This is a genomic window from Candidatus Palauibacter sp. (assembly GCF_965222475.1).
In the GTDB taxonomy this organism is placed as follows: domain Bacteria; phylum Gemmatimonadota; class Gemmatimonadetes; order Palauibacterales; family Palauibacteraceae; genus Palauibacter.
The window spans coordinates 479967-497915 of the sequence record NZ_CBDCUB010000001.1 but is presented as its reverse complement, the minus strand read 5'-3'; the positions used below and the strand labels follow the sequence as shown (position 1 = coordinate 497915).

12 protein-coding genes are annotated in these 17949 nt (G+C 70.2%); 5 read left to right on the top strand and 7 right to left on the bottom strand.

The window, feature by feature from the left end:
* Window positions 1-132 precede the first annotated feature (132 nt).
* Both ACOQPP_RS02190 and ACOQPP_RS02185 read left to right on the top strand, forming a co-directional pair.
* Window positions 133-3516 (top strand): amidohydrolase family protein, encoded by a 3384-nt coding sequence (locus ACOQPP_RS02190; RefSeq protein ID WP_420635787.1) that lies wholly within the window; start codon window positions 133-135, stop codon window positions 3514-3516.
* A 288-nt stretch (window positions 3517-3804) separates the two neighbouring features.
* Window positions 3805-5148, top strand: coding sequence for a 6-bladed beta-propeller (locus tag ACOQPP_RS02185; protein WP_420635786.1), 1344 nt, complete (start codon window positions 3805-3807; stop codon window positions 5146-5148).
* Window positions 5149-5203: 55 nt separating this feature from the next.
* Here ACOQPP_RS02185 and ACOQPP_RS02180 read toward each other — a convergent pair whose 3' ends face one another.
* From ACOQPP_RS02180 to ACOQPP_RS02170, 3 genes are read right to left on the bottom strand one after another with little or no spacing between them, the layout of a single operon-like run.
* Complete coding sequence (locus ACOQPP_RS02180; protein WP_420635785.1) at window positions 5204-7165, bottom strand: amidase family protein; 1962 nt, start codon at window positions 7163-7165, stop codon at window positions 5204-5206.
* 1 nt (window position 7166) lies between these two features.
* Window positions 7167-7628, bottom strand: coding sequence for a PaaI family thioesterase (locus ACOQPP_RS02175; RefSeq protein WP_420635784.1), 462 nt, complete (start codon window positions 7626-7628; stop codon window positions 7167-7169).
* A gap of 37 nt (window positions 7629-7665) precedes the next feature.
* Window positions 7666-9264 carry a 4-coumarate--CoA ligase family protein gene (locus tag ACOQPP_RS02170; RefSeq protein ID WP_420635783.1) on the bottom strand — a complete coding sequence of 533 codons (1599 nt, stop codon included), beginning with the start codon at window positions 9262-9264 and terminating at the stop codon, window positions 7666-7668.
* A 216-nt stretch (window positions 9265-9480) separates the two neighbouring features.
* Here ACOQPP_RS02170 and ACOQPP_RS02165 point away from each other — a divergent pair, with 216 nt between their 5' ends.
* From ACOQPP_RS02165 to ACOQPP_RS02155, 3 genes are read left to right on the top strand one after another with little or no spacing between them, the layout of a single operon-like run.
* Complete coding sequence (locus ACOQPP_RS02165) at window positions 9481-10272, top strand: SURF1 family protein (protein WP_420635782.1); 792 nt, start codon at window positions 9481-9483, stop codon at window positions 10270-10272.
* Window positions 10269-10574, top strand: a complete 306-nt coding sequence (locus ACOQPP_RS02160) for a hypothetical protein (RefSeq protein WP_420635781.1) — start codon at window positions 10269-10271, stop codon at window positions 10572-10574. The genes ACOQPP_RS02165 and ACOQPP_RS02160 overlap by 4 nt, the downstream gene beginning before the upstream one ends.
* A 47-nt stretch (window positions 10575-10621) precedes the next feature.
* Entirely contained in the window at window positions 10622-11389 is a 768-nt protein-coding gene (locus ACOQPP_RS02155; RefSeq protein WP_420635780.1) for a VOC family protein, read from the top strand.
* A gap of 51 nt (window positions 11390-11440) precedes the next feature.
* Here ACOQPP_RS02155 and ACOQPP_RS02150 read toward each other — a convergent pair whose 3' ends face one another.
* Genes ACOQPP_RS02150 through ACOQPP_RS02135 form a run of 4 tightly spaced genes read right to left on the bottom strand, consistent with a single transcriptional unit; the run spans window position 11441 to window position 17758 of the window.
* On the bottom strand, window positions 11441-12004 hold the full coding sequence (locus tag ACOQPP_RS02150) for a hypothetical protein (protein ID WP_419165550.1): 564 nt from the start codon (window positions 12002-12004) through the stop codon (window positions 11441-11443).
* Window positions 12005-12043: 39 nt separating this feature from the next.
* Window positions 12044-13021: a flotillin-like protein FloA gene (gene floA / locus ACOQPP_RS02145; RefSeq protein ID WP_419165549.1), complete on the bottom strand. Its 978-nt coding sequence runs from the start codon at window positions 13019-13021 to the stop codon at window positions 12044-12046.
* A gap of 1 nt (window position 13022) precedes the next feature.
* Window positions 13023-14432 (bottom strand): NfeD family protein, encoded by a 1410-nt coding sequence (locus ACOQPP_RS02140; RefSeq protein WP_420635779.1) that lies wholly within the window; start codon window positions 14430-14432, stop codon window positions 13023-13025.
* A 26-nt stretch (window positions 14433-14458) separates the two neighbouring features.
* Window positions 14459-17758: a VPS10 domain-containing protein gene (locus ACOQPP_RS02135; RefSeq protein ID WP_420635778.1), complete on the bottom strand. Its 3300-nt coding sequence runs from the start codon at window positions 17756-17758 to the stop codon at window positions 14459-14461.
* Between the last annotated feature and the right edge of the window lie 191 nt (window positions 17759-17949).

Below are 17949 nucleotides of genomic sequence, written 5' to 3'. Positions count from 1 at the left end.
GCGCACCGGATTCCTGTGGGGCACACCCAGGGCATGCGGCCCGCGGTTTCGTGACGGAAGTATTCGCCGTACCACTTCAGTACCAGAACCGACGTACGCGAGGCGCCGGGCAACACTTCCAGGAGTCGTCAGATGAAACAGTCTTCGTTCATGAACCGCGTCATGCTCGTGGTCACTCCGTACACTCTCTCGCTGGGACTGCTGCTCGCGACCGCGGGAGGCGTCCGGAGCCAGGAGAGTACCGGGGAAGGTGAGGAGCCGGAGAACGAAGACCTGCCGCTCTCCGTCGACCGCACCGTCGCCATGGACATGACGGAGGGCAGTTGGATCTCGCTCGACGCGAGTCCGGACGGTGAGACGATCGTCTTCGACTACCTCGGCGATCTGTTCACGATCCCCATCGAAGGCGGGGCGGCGACGCAGCTCACCTCGGGGATGGCGTTCGACGCGCAGCCCCGCTTCTCCCCTGACGGGACGCGCATCGTCTACAGCTCGGACTACGACGGCGGGCAGAACATCTGGATCCGCTCGCTCGACGGATCCGACACCACGCAGATCTCCAAGGGCTCCGCCAATCGCGCCGAGTCGCCCGAGTGGCTGCCGGACGGTAACTACGTGGTCGCGTCCATGGGCGGCTTCCGCGGGGGCGGGCTGCCGAAGCTGAAGATGTTCCACGTGGACGGCGGGAGCGGCATCGAACTCGTCTCGGAGCCGGACAACCTGAAGATGCTCGGGGCCGCGGTCTCCCCCGACGGCCGGTATATCTGGTACGCGCGTCGCACCGGCGACTGGACCTACAACGCGCAGTTCCCCCAGTACCAGCTCGAGGCGTACGACCGGGACACGGGCGAGCGCTACACGAGGTCGTCCCGCTACGGCTCGGCCATCCGGCCCACGCTCTCTCCGGACGGGCGCTGGCTCGCCTTCGGGACCCGTCACGAGGACCACACCGGGCTCGTCCTCCGCGATCTGGAGAGCGGCGACGAGCGCTGGCTCGCCTATCCGGTGCAGCACGACGACCAGGAGTCGCGCGCCACGCTGGACGTGCTCCCGGGCATGTCGTTCACGCCCGACTCCCGACTCCTCGTCGCCTCCTATGGAGGAAAGATCTGGAAGCTCCCCGTCGAGGGGGGCGAGGCGGAGGAGATCCCCTTCCGGGTCCAGTTCGACCTCGCGCTCGGGCCGAGGGTCGACTTCGACTATCCCATCGAGGACACGCGGACCTTCACCGTGCGGCAGATCCGCGACGCGGCGCCCTCCCCCGTCGGCGACCGGCTCGCCTTCACCGCGCTGGACCGGCTCTGGGTCTCGGCGGCCGACGGGTCGAACCCCGAGCGGCTCACCGACGCGGACATGTCCGAGCACTTCGCGGTCTGGTCACCGGACGGCGAGTGGATCGCCTACTCGACCTGGGACGGGAACGAGGGACACCTCTACAAGACCCGTTCCGATGGTGGCGGAGACCCCGTGCGCCTCACGCGCGACGCGGCGACGTACTTCGCCCCCGCCTGGGGTCCCGGCGACCGTATCGTGGCGGTGCGGGGACTCGTCCGGGCCTACGAGACGCAGGGCGAAGGGGGCGCGCCCGGAACGGAAATGGTGTGGGTGTCCGCTGACCCCGATGGCTCCGAGGGCGGACCGGCGACGCCGATCGCACCGACGGACGGCCGCGCCAACCCCCACTTCGTGGAGGGGAACGACCGCATCCACCTCTTCCGGTTCCCCGACGCGCTCGTCTCGATCCGCTGGGACGGGACGGATGAGAAGGAGCATGTGAAGGTGCGGGGGGCCACGCTTCAGGGTTCGAGCCAGGGGCTTTCCCCCTCGAACATCCAGATGGCGCCCCGGGGCGACCAGGCGCTGGTGGAACTGCAGCGCGAGATCTACACGGTCACGGTCCCGCGGGCCGGGGTCACACCGACGATCAACGTCTCCAACCCGGACAACGCCTCCTTCCCGGCCCGCAAGGTGACGGACATCGGCGGCGAGTTCCCGGCCTGGAGCGGCGACGGGCGGATGGTCCACTTCTCGCTCGGCAACGCGCACTTCGCCTACGACCTCGACGCCGCCCAGGCGTACGAGGACAGCGTCGAGGCGGCGGAGGCCGAGGAGACGGAGACGGACGAGGAAGAGGAAGCGGAGGAAGCAGGGGAAGAAGCGGAAGAGGCGGAAGAGGCGGAGGACGAAGAAGAGGAGGACGAGGGATACCGCGCGGTCGAGCATCGGATCCTCATCGAGGCGCCGCGCGACAGTCCGACCGGAGTCGCCGTACTGCGGGGCGGGCGGGCGATCACGATGAACGGGGACGAGGTGATCGAGAACGCGGACATCGTGATCCGGAACAACCGGATCGAGGCGGTGGGCGCGCGCGGCTCCGTGACCGTTCCGGAGGGCGCGGTCGAGTTCGACATCAGCGGCCGCACCGTCGTGCCGGGGTACGTCGACACCCACGCGCACCTGCGGGCGCGGGATCGGCTCCACCGGACGGACGTGTGGCCGTACCTCGCCAACCTCGCGTACGGGGTCACGACGACGCGGGACCCACAGACCGGCAATACGGAGGTCCTCTCCTACGCCGACATGGTCCGCACCGGGAGCGTCCTCGGCCCGCGGGTCTATTCGACCGGACCCGGCGTCTTCTGGCAGGACGGGATCGACACCGCGGAGGAGGCGAAGGACGTCCTCTCGCGCTACTCCGACTACTTCGATACCAAGACGATCAAGATGTACGTCGCGGCGGCGCGGAAGGGCCGGCAGCACATCATCATGGCGGCCCGCGAACTGGGCCTCATGCCGACGACGGAGGGATCGCTCAACATCCGGCAGAACCTCACGGAGACGGTCGACGGGTATCCCGGTCTCGAGCACTCGATCCCCATCTTCCCGGTGTACGGCGACTACGTGCGGCTCTTCGCGGAGACCGGGCGCGTCTACACGCCGACGCTGCTCGTCTCCTACGGAGGACCGTGGGCGGAGAACTACTTCTACTCGCGCGAGAACCCGCACGACGATCCGAAGCTGCGCCGCTTCATCCCGCACGATGAGGTCGACTCGCGCACGCTGCGCCGGCCGCAGTGGTTCCGCGAGGACCAGCACGTGTTCTCCCGGCACGGCGCGTTCGTGAGGGATCTGGTCGAGGCGGGCGGCAAGGCGGGCGTGGGGAGCCACGGGCAGTTGCAGGGACTCGGCTACCACTGGGAGCTGTGGGCCATGGCGGCCGACGACATGGACGCGCACGACGCGCTGCGCATGGCCACGATCTTCGGCGCGGAGGCCATCGGGCTCGACCAGGATCTCGGTTCGATCGAGGCGGGCAAGCTCGCCGACCTCGTCATCCTCGCCGCGAACCCACTCGATGATCTGCGCAACACGAACGCGGTCGAGCAGGTGATGATGAACGGGCGCCTGTACGACGGCGACACGCTCGACGAGGTCTATCCCCGGCAGCGCCCCCTGGCTCCCCTGTGGTGGTGGGACGACGAGCCGAACGGCCTTCCCGGGGTCTCGGGCCGATAGGCGGTACGTACACAGCTCCGTTGTCGGCCATGAGCTGGCCGATCTTCGCCCCATGGCCGGATCGTCCTCATCACGAGCGCGACCCGAGGTTCCTGCCTGGGGGTTGTTGCTGGAAGTCCCTGTGAAGCCTTATGCCAATTGAAGGTCACACCTTCAATTGGCATAGGCCGACGCAGGGGCACCGACACTCCCATGATGGCTCGCGAAATCCCAGACCTGGCGGGCAACTAACGGCCTAGTTGTGGCTGTCACACGCGTGGCACGTCAGCTCTCTGAGGAGAATCCAGAATGACGAAGACTCGACTGAGCCGCCTCGCCCTGGGGATCGTCTTCGGTCTCGCGAACTCCCCCTTCGCGGTGCCGGCCCTCCTGGCCCAGGAGGTGATCGAAGTCACGGGCCGGGACCGGCTGATCGATCCCGCGTTCGAGGAGGTGTACCGGGTCGGCGTCGTCGACGGCGAGTCCTGGGAGATGTTCGCCGAGGTCGCCCAGGTGGCCTTCGACGCGCAGGGCAACCTCTACGTCTTCGACGGGACTGGCGGCATGACGCGGTTCGGGGGGGTCGGTCTGGTGCGTTCGGGGGAGATGAGGGTCCTCGTGTTCGACGCGGCAGGGCGGTTCGTGCGCGAATTCGGCTCCTCGGGCGGAGGTCCCGGCGAGTTCAACCAGCCGATGGGCTTCGCGGTGCTGCGGGACGGCACCGTGGTCGTGAGCGATGTCGGCCACCGCGCCTACCAGCTCTTCGACGCCTCCGGCGAGTTTCAGCGCATGGTCCGGGCGGACGAGGGGCCCGACGCCGTGGCGATCCGAGCCCACGACATTCAGCCGGACCCGCGCGGTGGAGCCGTCTTTGCCGGTGGGAGCGCGGGCTCCATCGACATGCGGGCGGGCGGAGCGGCGGATCCGCCCACCTCCCGCCCGGTGCTGCGGGTCGGCCTCGACGGCGAGGTCGTGCGCGCCGATACGGTGGCGGAGGGCTGGCTGCCGCCACAAACCGATCTCGAAGATCTCGCGACGAGCCCGGCCCCCGCCGAGCTTCGGGCCATGCTTCGCGGCATGGCCATGCCCACCGTGTTCGAGCCCGGGTTCCTCGTGGGCGTCCTTCCCGATGGCGGCATCGTTCACTCCGATTCATCGGCGTACGCACTCAAGGTCACTCCGCCGGGAGCACAGGGCGTCGCACGCATCATCCGGCGGCCGTTCGAGCCCGAGCCCGTGACTGAGGCGGTCCAGGAGGCGCACGAGGAGAGGACGGCAGCCGCCCGGCGCGCACTCGGCGGGACCGGCGGGCCGAGGCGCCTCCAACTGGTCGGAGCAGCCGAGGGGAACAATCCCCGGCCGCAGGCCACCTTCGAGCTGGAGGAGAGCTACTACCACGAGATTCCCGTGCTGCGCGGCCTGGCGACCACATGGGAGGGCCGCATCTGGGTGCAACGCCGCGGCGAGGAACCGGAAAGCGACGGACCCATCGATGTCCTGACGGCGGAAGGGGCGTACGTCGGCACCTACGCGGTCGGCGCGACCGAGATGCCGGACGCCTTCGGCCCGGACGGACTCGCGGCGTTCATCGAGCTCGACGAACTCGATGTGCCGCGCGTGGTCGTGCGGAGGCTGTCGGCCGAGGTTCGCTGACCCCGGGGGCTGCGGCCGCCCGCTCCCCTCGTTGGGCGCCTCGGGGCCCCGCCCCTCAGCCCCCCGGGTCGAGGGGCAGCCGGACCGCGCCGAGGGGCCGATCGGCGGTATAGAGCGCGAGTTCGAGACGTCCTCCGAGCAGGTCGTCCAGGTCGGCGGCGCTGAGCGCGAGGGTCCCTTCGGCCGACGCGAGGCCGGGGCCGGAGAGGCGGCGCACGACCGCGTTCGGCCGGGTCCCGCTGCCCCGGCGCCGGAGCACGATGGCGTGGACGCCCGCCGCCCCGATGCCGGCGGTGGAGATGACGTAGTGCAGGGTGCCGCGCGGCAGGTCGAGGCTGAAGCTGCCCTCGAGCCGAGGGGCGGCGGGCCGCCCGGCCCATCCGCCGTCGCCGGCGACGCTGAACCGGAGCGCAGCCGGGGCCCGGCCGTCCACGAGCGCGGGCGTGCGGTGGGGCGCGCGGCGCGGCTGGATCGCCCGTTCGAGCGCATAGGCGAACGAGACCAGCCGGGCATCGTCGAACGGGCGGCCGATCAGCTCGACGCCGGTCGGCAGCCCGGCCCGCGTGAAGCCCGCCGAGGCGCTGATCGCCGGCAGCCCGCTGTGCGCCGCGAGCTGGCACGTTCCGCCGACCGGCGGGGAGCCGATGAGCGCCGGATCCCGCCGCAGGGTCGGGTAGGCGATCGCGTCGAGGCCCTGTTCGTCGAGGAAGGCCACGATCGCCTCCCGCAGCGCCCCCCGCCGCTCCAGCGCCTCGGCGTACTCGGCCTCATCGCGCGGGCCGGCCTCACTTCGGCGGCGGAACGTGCCGTCCAGCTGCTCGTGGTGCAGCCCCAGCGCCACGATCTCTCCGAGCGACGCGACCGGCGCGCCGCCCGCGGCGGCGAGATAATCGGCGAGGTCCAGGGCGAACTCGAGTCCGATGACGCTCGTGCGCGCGAGCAGCGAGTCCTGGTCCGGAATCTCCAAATCGACGATCTCCGCCCCCGCCGCGGCCATCGCGTCGAGCGCGGCGCGGACCACGTCGGTGACCGGCGCGTCCGCCCCCTCCCCCAGCCACTCCGTGAGTGCGCCGATGCGGGCCCCCTCGAGCGCCCCCGCGTCGAGCGACGCGCGGAAGCCCATCGGCTCGCGGTCCCGCATCGCCTCCGTGGCGGGATCCGCCGCGTCCGCGCCGATCGTCGCATCGAGCGCGATCGCCAGATCCACGACCGAACGCGCGAGCGGCCCGCCCGTGTCCTGCGTGTGCGAGAGGGGGATGATCCCGTCGATGCTCGACAGCCCCTTCGTCGGCCGCAGCCCGACCAGATTGTGGACCGACGACGGAATCCGGATCGAACCGCAGGTGTCGGACCCCCACCCCACCGCGCCGAAGCTGGCCGCCACCGCCGCGCCCGTCCCGCCCGAGGACCCGCCCGGGTTCCGGGCCGGGTCATACGGGTTCCGCGTCTGCCCGCCGAGCGAACTGATGCTCGTGATCCCCGCCGCCAACTCGTGCATGTTCGTCTTGGCGAGGATGACCGCCCCCGCCTCCCGCAGCTTCCGCACCTGGAAGGCGTCATCCGGCGGCACCCATCCCGCGAGGGCGAGCGTCGACCCCGTCGTGGGCATGTCGAAGGTATCGTAGTTGTCCTTGAGGAGGATCGGAATCCCGTGCAGCGGCCCCCGTACCCGGCCCTCGACGCGCTCCAGATCGAGCCGCTCCGCCTGGGCCCTCGCTTCCGGATGCACGCGTACGATGGCGTTCAGCATCGGCCCCGACCGGTCGTAGGCCGCGATCCGGGCGAGGTAGGCGTCCACCAGGTCGACGGACGTCACCTGACCCGACTCCAGCGCCGCCTGAAGCTCCGGGATCGAGGCCTCCGCGACGTCGAAGCCCGCCGCCGCGTCATCGCCCGGCGTCTGGGCGCGGAGCGGAGCCGGTGACACCGCGAGCCAGCCCAGGGCCAGCGCGGCGACGACGCGCGCGGCGGCGACCTCGGAGACGGCCGCTCTCCCGCGGGGTCCGCGCCCGCGCACGCTACCGCGCCCCATGCGCCGGATGCCCCTCGCGGATCGCCACGAACGTCCCGGAGCAGGCGGCGGTCCGCTCACCGCCCGAACTCAACTCCGCCTCGACCACGACCCTGCGCTCACCCCCCTCGGCGATCCGCGCGCGGAGATGTACCGGTTCCCCCGAGGGCGTCGGCCTGAACAGCCGGACCCGATACTCCGCCGTCACCGTGACGGGAGGATGATCGAGGTCGCGCGTCCGCATGAAGTAGTGCGCCGCGCACCAGTTGCACTGGCAGTCGAGCAGCGTCCCGATGATCCCGCCGTTCAGGACACCGGGGAAGGCCTGGTGGTTCGGCCCCGGCGTCCATTCCGCCACGACCTCGTCGCCATCCGGGAACGTCCGCAGCCGGAGCCCCTCCGGGTTCGCCTGACCACACCCGAAGCAGATGGACTCGGCCGCGTATCTCTCCTGCAGCGCCTCGCTCACGTCGCCTCGCCTTCCTTCACGGGCTCGCTTGCCCTCCTCAGGCGGCCCCCTCCGCGTCGGCCGCGACCTGGGCCCGCTCGCGATCGACGAGGACCCGCCGGAGGATCTTGCCGGAAGCCGACTTCGGGATCTCGTCCAGGAACTCCACCACACGGACCTTCTTGTACGGAGCCACCCGTTCCGCCACGTAGTCCATGAGCGCCTCCGGGTCCACGTCTCCCGCGCGCACGATGAACGCCTTGGGAATATCCCCCGCTTCCTCGTCCGGAACCGGGATCACCGCCACGTCGGCGACGGACGGATGGGACAGGAGAAGGTCCTCGAGTTCCGCCGGGGCCACCTGGTAGCCCTTGTACTTGATGAGTTCCTTCGCCCGGTCCACGATCGTGATGTAGCCGTCCTCGTCCGCCCGCCCCACGTCGCCGGTATGGAGCCAGCCTTCGTGGTCCACCGTGTCCGCCGTGGCCTCGGGGTTGTTGAGGTAGCCCTTCATCACCTGCGGTCCGCGGACCCACACCTCCCCTTCCTCACCGGGTCCCAGCGGTTCGCCCGATTCGAGGTCGACGATCATCATCTCCGTGCCGGGAATCGTCGGACCCACCGTCCCGATCTTCCCGGTGTCCTCGTCCTCGCCGAAACACAGGTGGGTCACGGGGCTCGCCTCGGTCATGCCGTAACCCTGAAAGACGCGGCACCCGATCCGCTCCTGGCAGGCGATGGCCGTCTCTTCGCCCAACGGCGCCGCACCGGACATGATCCAGTTCACGGAGGAGAGGTCGTAGTTGTCTATCACGGGGTGCTTCGCGAGGGCGAGGACGATCGGCGGCACGACGTAGAGGGAGGTCGCGCGATGGCGCTGAATCGTGTCCAGAAACTCGGCCAGATCGAAGCGCGGCATCGTGACCACCGTCGCGCCCTCCCGCAGCGCACCGCTCATGATCACGACCAACCCGTAGATGTGGAAGAAGGGGAGGACCGCGAGTACGACGTCGTCGCGCTTCACGAGCCCGAAGGCGCTGAACTGCTCGATGTTCGCGACGACGTTGCGGTGCGTGAGCATGACGCCCTTCGAGCGGCCCGTTGTCCCGCTCGAATACGGGAGGGTGACGAGATCCTCCGCGGGGTCCGCCACGCCCGCCAACTCCGCGTCGCTTCCCCGCCCCTCGGCGATGAGGTCGGCGAAGGCCGTCGCCCCCTCGGCCTCGCCGAACACGATGATCTCCTCGATCCCGGTGCGGGCCTGGACCGACCGTGCTCGTTCCAGGAGCGGGGGGATGGTGATGAACCAGCGCGCGCCCGAGTCGTTCAGCTGTTCGACGAGTTCGTCGTCGGTACTCAGCGGGTTCAGCGTCGTGCTGCACCCGCCGGCGATCGCCACCGCGTGGAACGCCGTCGCATACTCCGGCAGGTTCGGGCTGCAGATGGCCACCACGCCGCCCCGCCCGAGCCCCCGCGCCGCGAGCCCCCGCGCCGCCGCCCGCGCCTGGTCCCGGAGCTGTCCGTAGGTCACGACGCGGCCCGTCGGCCCCTCGATGAAGGCGGGCTTGTCGCGCCGGTCGCCCAGCGAGCCCAGGAGATAGTCGGAGAACGACTGTGCGGGGACGGTGATCGGCGGATGCGGACTCTCGAAGATCATGGCGGCGTCTTTCGGTTCGGCAATGCGGGCGGCTTCCCCCGCCCGTGACGGACGCGGGAAGATCGGCGAACCAGCCGGGACGCGGCAAGACGGCGGGCGCTCGCGCGCGTGGCTGCGCCGCCCCCGCCGACCCGATAGACTCGTGGGCCGAGCGCCGGACCACCCGCCGAAGGGCGGCGGGTCGCGGCCGGAGCGGCGCCAACCCCCGGGGATGCCTTGAGCCTGAGCCGAAAGATCCTGCTGTGCGCGGTGGCGATCGCGCTGAGCGCGCTCTTCGTCCGGCTCGGGTTCTGGCAAATCGACCGGCACGGCGAGCGGAGCGCCGGGCTGCGTGGGCGCGCCGAGCGCGCCGAGGCCCCGCGGCTCGAGTGGACCCGACCCGGCGACGTGCCCCCCGACACGGCCGGCCTCATCGGCCGCCGCGCTCGGCTCATCGGCCGCTGGGACCGGGCCGCCGAGGTGGTCCTCCGGAGCCGCACCCTGGACGGGCGGGCCGGCGCGGAACTGCTCACCCCGTTCCTCGTCGGCGGCGAGTCCGGGCCGGTCGTGATGGTCCTGCGCGGCTGGCTGCCCGCGCCGGACGGCCTGCGCCCCGACCTGGCCGCCGCCTGGACCGACCCGCCATCGGCGCCGGCGACGCCGATCCGCCGGCTCGGGTCGAGGGTCTTCGTCTCCTCGCGCGACGGCCGGGGAGGCCAGCCGCTCCGGGTCGAGATCGCCGGCCGGGCCCATCTGGCGATCGCCGGCCTCGACCTCGCGCTGATCCGCGAGGAGACGGCGCTCGACCCCACCCCCCATGTGCTGCGCGCCGACGACCCGCCCCCGGATGCCGCCCTCGGGCCCGCCCGGGCGGTCGAGACCGATGCCGGCCCGCACCTCTCCTACGCGATCCAATGGTTCTCGTTCGCCGTCATCGCGCTGGGCGGGACGGCGATTCTCCTTCGATCCTCGTCCATCGGGAGGGCGCCGCCGGGAGGGAAGGCGTCGTCCGGGAGCAAGACATCGTGAGTCATCGAAAATTCTCCGACCGCGGGGGCAACCGCTGGGAGATCCGCGTCTCGTCGCGGGCCGAGTGGCGGTTCGAACCCCTGCCCGGAAACCCCAACCCGCCCTGCCGCGTACGTCCGCCGCTGTACGCGGGCGACGACCCGTTCGAGCTCAGCGAGCAGGAGCTTCAGACGATATTCGGCAGCGCGACCCCCGAGACCCGGACGCAGAGAAAGGGATCGGGCGCTTCCCCCTTCGGGGACGACTACAAGCCTCAACCCAGGAAATCGCCCTTCCTGGACGACCTCGACGAGGGCGAGTAGGAGCCGGCGGTACCCACCATTCACCCTCTAAGATCGGAGGAAAACCAATGTCCGAAACGCCCCTGGGCCGCTTCTGCTGGTACGAGCTTCTCACGACGGACCTCGAAGGCGCGCAGGAGTTCTACCGGCAGGTCGTCGGCTGGGAGACGGGAAGCTGGGAGGGAGAAGGCCCGCCCTACATCACCTGGATCAACGCCGGCACTCCGATCGGCGGCGTGATGACGCTTCCGGACAACGCTCTCGCCAACGGCGTACCGCCGCACTGGCTGCCCTACATCTCGACGCCGGACGTGGACGCGACGGCGGAGCAGGCCGCGCGCCTGGGGGGCCGGATACACCACCGGATGGAACTCCCCGACATCGGTCGCCTCGCGATCGTGGCCGATCCCGGCGGGGCCGTCTTCACGGCGTACGAACCCTCCGGCATCACCCCCGGACATGACGGCCCGCCCGCGATCGGCGAGTGCTCCTGGCACGAACTGATCTCCGCGGATTGGGAGATCTCCTGGCCGTTCTACTCGGAACTCTTCGGCTGGGAGCAGACGGAGCAGATGGACATGGGCGGCCACGGCATCTACCAGATGTACGGCCGCGAGGGCCGGCCGCTGGGCGGCATGATGACGCGAAGCCCGGAGATGCCCCCGCCGTGCTGGTTCCTCTACATGCACGTGCCGGACGTGCACGCGTCGGTAGAGGTGATCGAGGCTCTCGGCGGGACGATCGTGACGCCGCCCATGAAGATCCCGGGCGACGAGGAGTACATCCTGCACGGCATCGACCCTCAGGGAGCCGGGTTCGCTCTGCACAGCATGTGACGGACCGACATGTGACGGGCCGAACGGGGTAGCGGGCCTCGGCCCGCTACCTCAGTTCTCCGGTTCCCGCGGGAGGCCCGGCGGCGGACCGAGGATCTCGGACAGGATCACGGCGCGCGCGAGCGGGGAGTAGCGCTCGAGCCGTGCCAGCGGCTGCGCCCCTCCCCGGGAGCGAGCCACCTCGAGGGCTGGTTCGGCAGCCGTACCACGGGACGCCGCACGAACCGGACGAGCCGGCCTCGCTGACGGCTTCGGGGCCGGCGGTCGCGGGGCGGATCGAGTCGGCCTGAGCATCCCCGGCGTCTCCGGCGTCTCCCCGGGCTCCACATGTCCGACCATGCTGCCCGGGCGACCCTCCTCCGCCGCCTGCTGCATCTGCTGCTCCAACTGCCGGCCCATGTCGCGCAGCTGTTCGCGGAGGCCGGGCCGCCTCGCCCCCGGAGCCGCCCCGACCTCGGCCTCCGGGCTCGCGGGCACACCCTCGAATCCTCCATCGGCCTCGGCCAGCGCCTGCTCCTGCCGCTGGCGACTCCGCTTCCTCGCCGCGCCCATCGCCCGTATCCACAGGAAGATCATGATCGCGATGAGCGGAAGTACGCCCTCGAAATCAGGCATCAGGCCCCTCCCGCACTCGCGATCCGCCAGTCATGGCGTTTAGCTCTCCTTTTCCGGCGGCTTCGCGATGGACTTCCTCATCTGAGTATCGCTCTGGATGTTACGGTACTTCATATAATCCATTATCCCGAGGTTTCCTTCACGGAACGCCTCTGCCATGGCCAGGGGGATTGACGCTTCCGCCTTCACGACGTCGGCCTGCATCTGTTGGACCAGCGCGAGGTTCTCCTGCTCCGACGCCACCGCCATGGCGCGGCGTTCCTCCGCCTTCGCCTGTGCGATGCGCTTGTCGGCCTCGGCCTGGTCGGTCTGCAACTCGGCACCGATGTTCTTCCCGACGTCGACGTCCGCGATGTCGATCGAGAGGATCTCGAACGCGGTCCCGGAGTCGAGCCCCTTGGCGAGCACGGTCTTCGAGATGTTGTCCGGGTCCGCCAGCACCGCCTTGTGGGATACCGCCGACCCGATCGTGGACACGATCCCCTCGCCGACCCGGGCCAGGATCGTCTCCTCCCCCGCCCCGCCGACGAGGCGGTTGATGTTCGCCCGCACCGTCACGCGTGCCGTCGCGATGAGCTGGATCCCGTCCTTCGCCATGGCGGCGACCTTGGGCGTCTGGATGACCCGGGGATTCACCGAAACCTGCACTGCGTCGAGCACGTCCCGGCCCGCGAGGTCGATCGCGGCGGCCTGACGGAACGGCAGCTCGATGTTGGCCTTGTCCGCCGAGATGAGCGCGTTCACGACACGCTGCACGTCGCCCCCCGCCAGGAAGTGCGATTCCAGCTCGTTCGTGTCGAGCGGAAGCCCCGCCTTGTAGGAGCTGATGAGGGGATAGACGATCCGGGGCGGAGGGACCTTCCTCAGGCGCATCCCCACCAGACTCCCGAGCCCGACGCGCACGCCCGACGCCATCGCCGTGATCCAGAGCCGGACCGGTATGATCCATGACAGAAGGACAAGGCCGAGCGCGATGGCCATGAGGAGGATGATGCCGCTTCCCGCGAGTGGTTCCATATCAGGCCTCGTTCCTGTTTTCCAAAGTATTGGTTTCGCCGGCGCGGCGTACGAGAACCCGGCCGCTCGCCACCTCGAGCACGCGGACGGCCGTTTCGGCCTCGAGCCACGGTCCCTCGGTCACGACATGGATCCGCTCGTCGCCCACGCGGGCCACGCCCGCCGGCCGCAGGTCCGTCGTCGCGACGCCGAGCTTTCCGATGAGATCTTCCCGCTCGGGCGCGGAGATGTAGCCCGTCTCGCGGCTCGTCGAATCGCGCAGGAAGAGCCCCGTGAGACGGTTGCTGCGCGGCAGGTGGCGAATGAGCGCCCACCCCGCGACCCCGACGAGGATGATGGAGAGCGCGACGAGCCCCGCCGCGTTGAACACCTGATCGAAGGTCGGCACCTGGCCCACCATGCCGAGGACCGCCGCCGAGAGCACGGCCCCCGTCCCCAGGATCCCGGCGACCCCGAATCCCGGGATGACGAGGATCTCGAGCCCGATCAGCACGACGCCGGCGCCGAACAGAAGAATCTCCTCGAGTCCCGCGAGGTGCACGAGGTGGTGCGCGCCGAAGAACGCGGCCAGCGCGACGAGCCCGATCGCGCCGGCTATCCCGAAACTCGGCGTCCTGATCTCGATCAGGATGCCCAGGAATCCGAGGCTGAGGAGCATGGGCGCGACGGCCGGGTTGGTGAGGAAGCGGACGATCGCCTCCGCCCAGTTGGGCTGGATGTCCCGCACCGCCGCGGCGGGCCGTCCGATGACCTCGAGCAGTTCGAGGAGGTCCCGCACCTCGCCGTCGGCGACCCCGAGCGCCGTGGCCTCCTCGGTCGTGAGCGTGAGCAGCTTCCCGGCTTCGCTCACCCCGGGCACTTCCACGCTCTCGTCGACCATGGCCTCGGCGATCCGCGGGTCGAGCCCGCGCTCCTCGGCGAGCGCCCGGAACTCCGACCGCATCGCGCTCACCATCTTCTCCGAGGCCTTCTCGCCGTCGCCGGTGACGGGGGTCGCCGCACCCAGGGTGGAGCCCGGCCGCATGTAGATCCGGTCCGCCGCGAGGGCGATCATCGCGCCGGCCGAGAGCGCACGCCGGTTCACGTAGGCGTAGACCGGCACCTCGGCGTCGCGGAGGTCGTCGATGATCTTCCAGGCCGCGTCGACCCGGCCGCCGGGCGTGTCGAGGTCGAGGATCACGGCCGACGCCCCGGCCGCGGCGGCCTCGGAGAGCGCGCGGGCCACGAAGGGCGCCACGCCCAGTTCGATCGTGCCCGTGATCGGGACGCGGACGACTCCGGGCGCCGCCTGCGCGAGCGGCGCCGCGAACGCGCCCGGCGCCGGGGAGCCCCCCGGGGCCCACACCGCGACAAGCACAAGCGCGAGCCCGGGCAACCCCAGCGTTCCGGACACCAACTGTCTGTTCGCCATGGTCGGCAACCTAACGCCGCCGCGGGTCAGGCGCCCGGCCTCTCCGGCATCGCGACCGGCTCGCCCGCGGGCGGACGCACGGCGTCGGCGTAGAGTTGCGCGTTCAGCGCCGGCACCCGCGTCTCGATCAGCGCGTTGAGCCGGTCGAGCACCTCCGGCATCACGTTCCAGACCTCGTCCACCTGCCACAGGTGGTCGTCGGTCGGCACCGTCGAGGAGCCCTGGATCGCGTTCGCCACGCCCGCGTTCCCCCGGGCTTCCCCGAGCTTCTCGCGGATCTCCTCGAGTTCCTCCTCGATCGCGTCCAGCTCCTCCTCCAGCCCTTCCGGCGCCTCGTCCGCGCCCTCGATCAGCTCCTCCGCCGCGGAGAGTTGCTCGTCCAGCGCGTTCGCCGCCTGCCCGGCCTCGTAGATGGGACCGGCCATCGCGTGGAGGCTCATGAGCGCGTCCTGCCGCGCCATCCGGTCGGCCGCACTCATGGGCCGCCGCGGCTCCGCGACGACCTCGACCTCGGCCGAGAACGTCTCGCCCCCCGCCTCCATGCTCACCGTGTACGTGCCGGGGAGGACGATCGGCCCCCGCGGCGCGCCGCCGAAGAACCCGCCGCCGCCGCCACCGCCCGGACCGCCGCCGTCCTCGGCCTCATACGGCGCGTCGTAGCGCCAGTCCCAGATCACCTCGTTGATCCCCTGCTCCCGCGGCGCCTCCAGCGTCCGCACGTGCGCACCGGAAGCATCGGTGATCGTGAGGGCGAACGACGGCTCGTCGTCCTCGTCGTCACCCTCCTCGCCCTCGCTATCGTCATCACCGTCGTCGTCACCGTCATCGTCGCCGTCGTCGTCGCCGTCGTCGTCGCCATCGCCGTCCTCGTGCTCGCCCTCCTCTTCGTCCTCGGCCATCGCCTCGTCCTCGGCGTCGCGCAGGTAGTAGCGGATCCGGGCCCCGCGCGGCGGGTTCGGCGCGCTGTACGTGGCGCCGTAGAAGGGCCAGTCCCCGCGCTCCGTCCACATGATCGAATGGTCGCCGAACACCCGCCCGGCGTCGGCCAGCATCCCCCCGGAGAGGTGCTCGAGCGGCGTCACGTCGGCGAGGATCCAGACGCTGCGCCCGTGCGTACCGACGATGAGATCGTTCTCGCGCGGGTGTACGAGGATGTCGTCGACCGGCACCGTCGGCAGGTTGTTCTTGACCTGCACCCAGCTCTCGCCGCGGTCCACGGAGACGAAGACGCCGACCTCGTTTCCGATGAAGAGGAGGTTCGGCGCCCGCTGGTGCTCGACGATCACGTTCACGGACCACCCGTCGGGAAGCCCGTTCGCGATCGCACGCCAGCTCTGGCCGTAGTCCTCGCTCACGTAGGCGTAGGGTGCGTAGTCGCCGTTGCGGTGTCCGTCGAAGGTCGCGTACACCCGGCCCTCCGCGTGCGCCGACGGCTCCACGCGGCTCACGTACGTCCGCTCCGGCAGCCCCGGGAGGCGGTCGGCCACGTTCTCCCACGTGGCGCCGTCATCGCGTGACACCTGCAGGTTCCCGTCGTCCGTCCCCGCGTAGATGAGCCCCCGCACGAGCGGAGACTCCTCGACCGAGGTCAGGTTCCCGTACGTCGAGATCCCGTCGTTGAGCGACATCTGCGGCTCGGAGCCGGGGACGCCCATGATCTCGAGTTCCTCGCGGTCGATCTGCTTCGTGAGGTCGAGCCCCCCGACTTCCTCCCACGACATCCCGTAGTCCCGCGAGCGCAGCAGGTAGTTCGCACCCAGGTAGACGGTGGCGGGATCGTGCGGCGACAGGAGGAGCGGCGAGTTCCAGTTGTAGCGGTACGCCTTCGTCGTGTCGCCGTCCGCCCGCGGCCCGACGATGGGACGCATGGGGATCTTCTCCCCCGTCGTCAGGTCGTAGCGGTTCATGTTCCCGCCCTGCGACTCCGAGTACACGATCGTGGAGTCGGTGGGGTCGACGATCGTGAAGAAGCCGTCGCCATAGGCCGTCTCGTACCAATCCTGGTTCCGGATGCCGTGGAACGAGCGCGTGTCCGAGGGCCCGCACCAGGCGTCGTTGTCCTGCAGTCCCCCGCACACCGCGTAGGGCGTCCGCATGTCGTGCCCGATCGCGTAGAACTGGCCGAGCGCGATGTTGTCGAACATGCGCCAGTGCGCGGTCCCGTCCCATGTCGCCGTGACCCCGCCGTCGCTGCCCAGGATCAGGTGGTCGGAGTCCGCCGGGTCGATCCACAGCTGGTGGTGGTCCACGTGAATCTGCACGGAGCCATCGTCCCGGAAGGTCCGCCCCCCGTCGTCCGAGATCGAAAGCTGCGTCCCGAGGACGTAGATGCGGTCGGGGTTGCCCGGATCGATGCGGACCTGGGAGTAGTACATGGGACGCGGGTTCGTGTCCGACATCTTCTCCCACGTCTCGCCCCGGTCCGTGGAGCGGAAGATCCCGCCCTGGCGCGGACCGCCTCCGCCGCCGCGGAACCCCTGACCCGGCTCGCGGGGATCGGCCTCGACGAGCGCGTAGACGAGGTTCCCGTCGTGGCGGTAGATGTCGATCCCGATGCGGCCCTTCTCCCCCTCCGGCAGACCCTCGGTGAGCTCGGTCCAGTTCTCGCCCCCGTCCACCGTCCGGTAGAGGCCGCTGCCGGGCCCGCCGCCGTTGAAGCCCCACCCGGTCCGCTGCCGCTGGTACATGGCGGCGAAGATCGTGTTCGGGTCGGCGGGATCCATCGCGAGGTCGATCGCGCCCGTGTGCTGGTCGATGTAGAGGACCTTCTCCCAGGAATCCCCGCCGTCGCGGGTCCGGAACACGCCCCGGTCCTCGTTCGACCCCCACAGGTCGCCGACCGCCGCCACATGGACGACATCGGGATTCCGCGGATGGATGAGGATGCGGGCGATGTGCTTCGTCCCCTCGAGCCCCTTGTGGGCCCACGTGTTTCCACCGTCCGTCGACTTGTAGACCCCGTTCCCCCACGGGGAGGACTGGCGGTTCTGCGGCTCGCCCGTCCCGACCCATACGAGGTTTGGGTTGGCTTGGTGCAGAGTCACGTCCCCGATCGAACTCGTCGGCTGGTCGTCGAAGAGAGGGGTCCACGAGGTGCCGTGGTTCTCCGTCTTCCACACACCGGCGGTGGCCGTGCCCAGATAGAAGATCTGCGGTTTCGCCTCGACGACGGCGATGTCGGCGATCCTTCCCCCCATGAGGGCAGGACCGATCTCCCGGTACTCGAGATGGGAGAGGGCCGTCTCGAGCGCGGACTGGGCGGCGCCGGCAGCGGCGCCGAAGAGGAGACCGGCCGCTGAGAGCGCAACAACTCGGGCTGCTTTCATGGTACTGCCTCGGAAACGGGAAGATGACGGGCTTCCGCCCGCAAACTGCACTGCGGAGATACCCGCGCAATACACCGGGACCCCGGGCCGAGGGCGCGAGCGGTCCCTCACCGCCGTCGCTTCGTCGAATGTCTGTTCCTGGCCGTGTTGATATCTTGTTCCTGTTTGCGTTGCAAAAATGTCTCCAGGAG

Bases quoted from the DNA above. Each gene is read 5' to 3' on its own strand.
- ACOQPP_RS02135 (WP_420635778.1), bottom strand. From the start codon at position 17,758: ATGAAAGCAGCCCGAGTTGTTGCGCTCTCAGCGGCCGGTCTCCTCTTC.
- ACOQPP_RS02185 (WP_420635786.1), top strand. From the start codon at position 3,805: ATGACGAAGACTCGACTGAGCCGCCTCGCCCTGGGGATCGTCTTCGGT.
- floA (WP_419165549.1), bottom strand. From the start codon at position 13,021: ATGGAACCACTCGCGGGAAGCGGCATCATCCTCCTCATGGCCATCGCG.
- ACOQPP_RS02170 (WP_420635783.1), bottom strand. From the start codon at position 9,264: ATGATCTTCGAGAGTCCGCATCCGCCGATCACCGTCCCCGCACAGTCG.
- ACOQPP_RS02190 (WP_420635787.1), top strand. From the start codon at position 133: ATGAAACAGTCTTCGTTCATGAACCGCGTCATGCTCGTGGTCACTCCG.
- ACOQPP_RS02155 (WP_420635780.1), top strand. From the start codon at position 10,622: ATGTCCGAAACGCCCCTGGGCCGCTTCTGCTGGTACGAGCTTCTCACG.
- ACOQPP_RS02140 (WP_420635779.1), bottom strand. From the start codon at position 14,432: ATGGCGAACAGACAGTTGGTGTCCGGAACGCTGGGGTTGCCCGGGCTC.
- ACOQPP_RS02150 (WP_419165550.1), bottom strand. From the start codon at position 12,004: ATGCCTGATTTCGAGGGCGTACTTCCGCTCATCGCGATCATGATCTTC.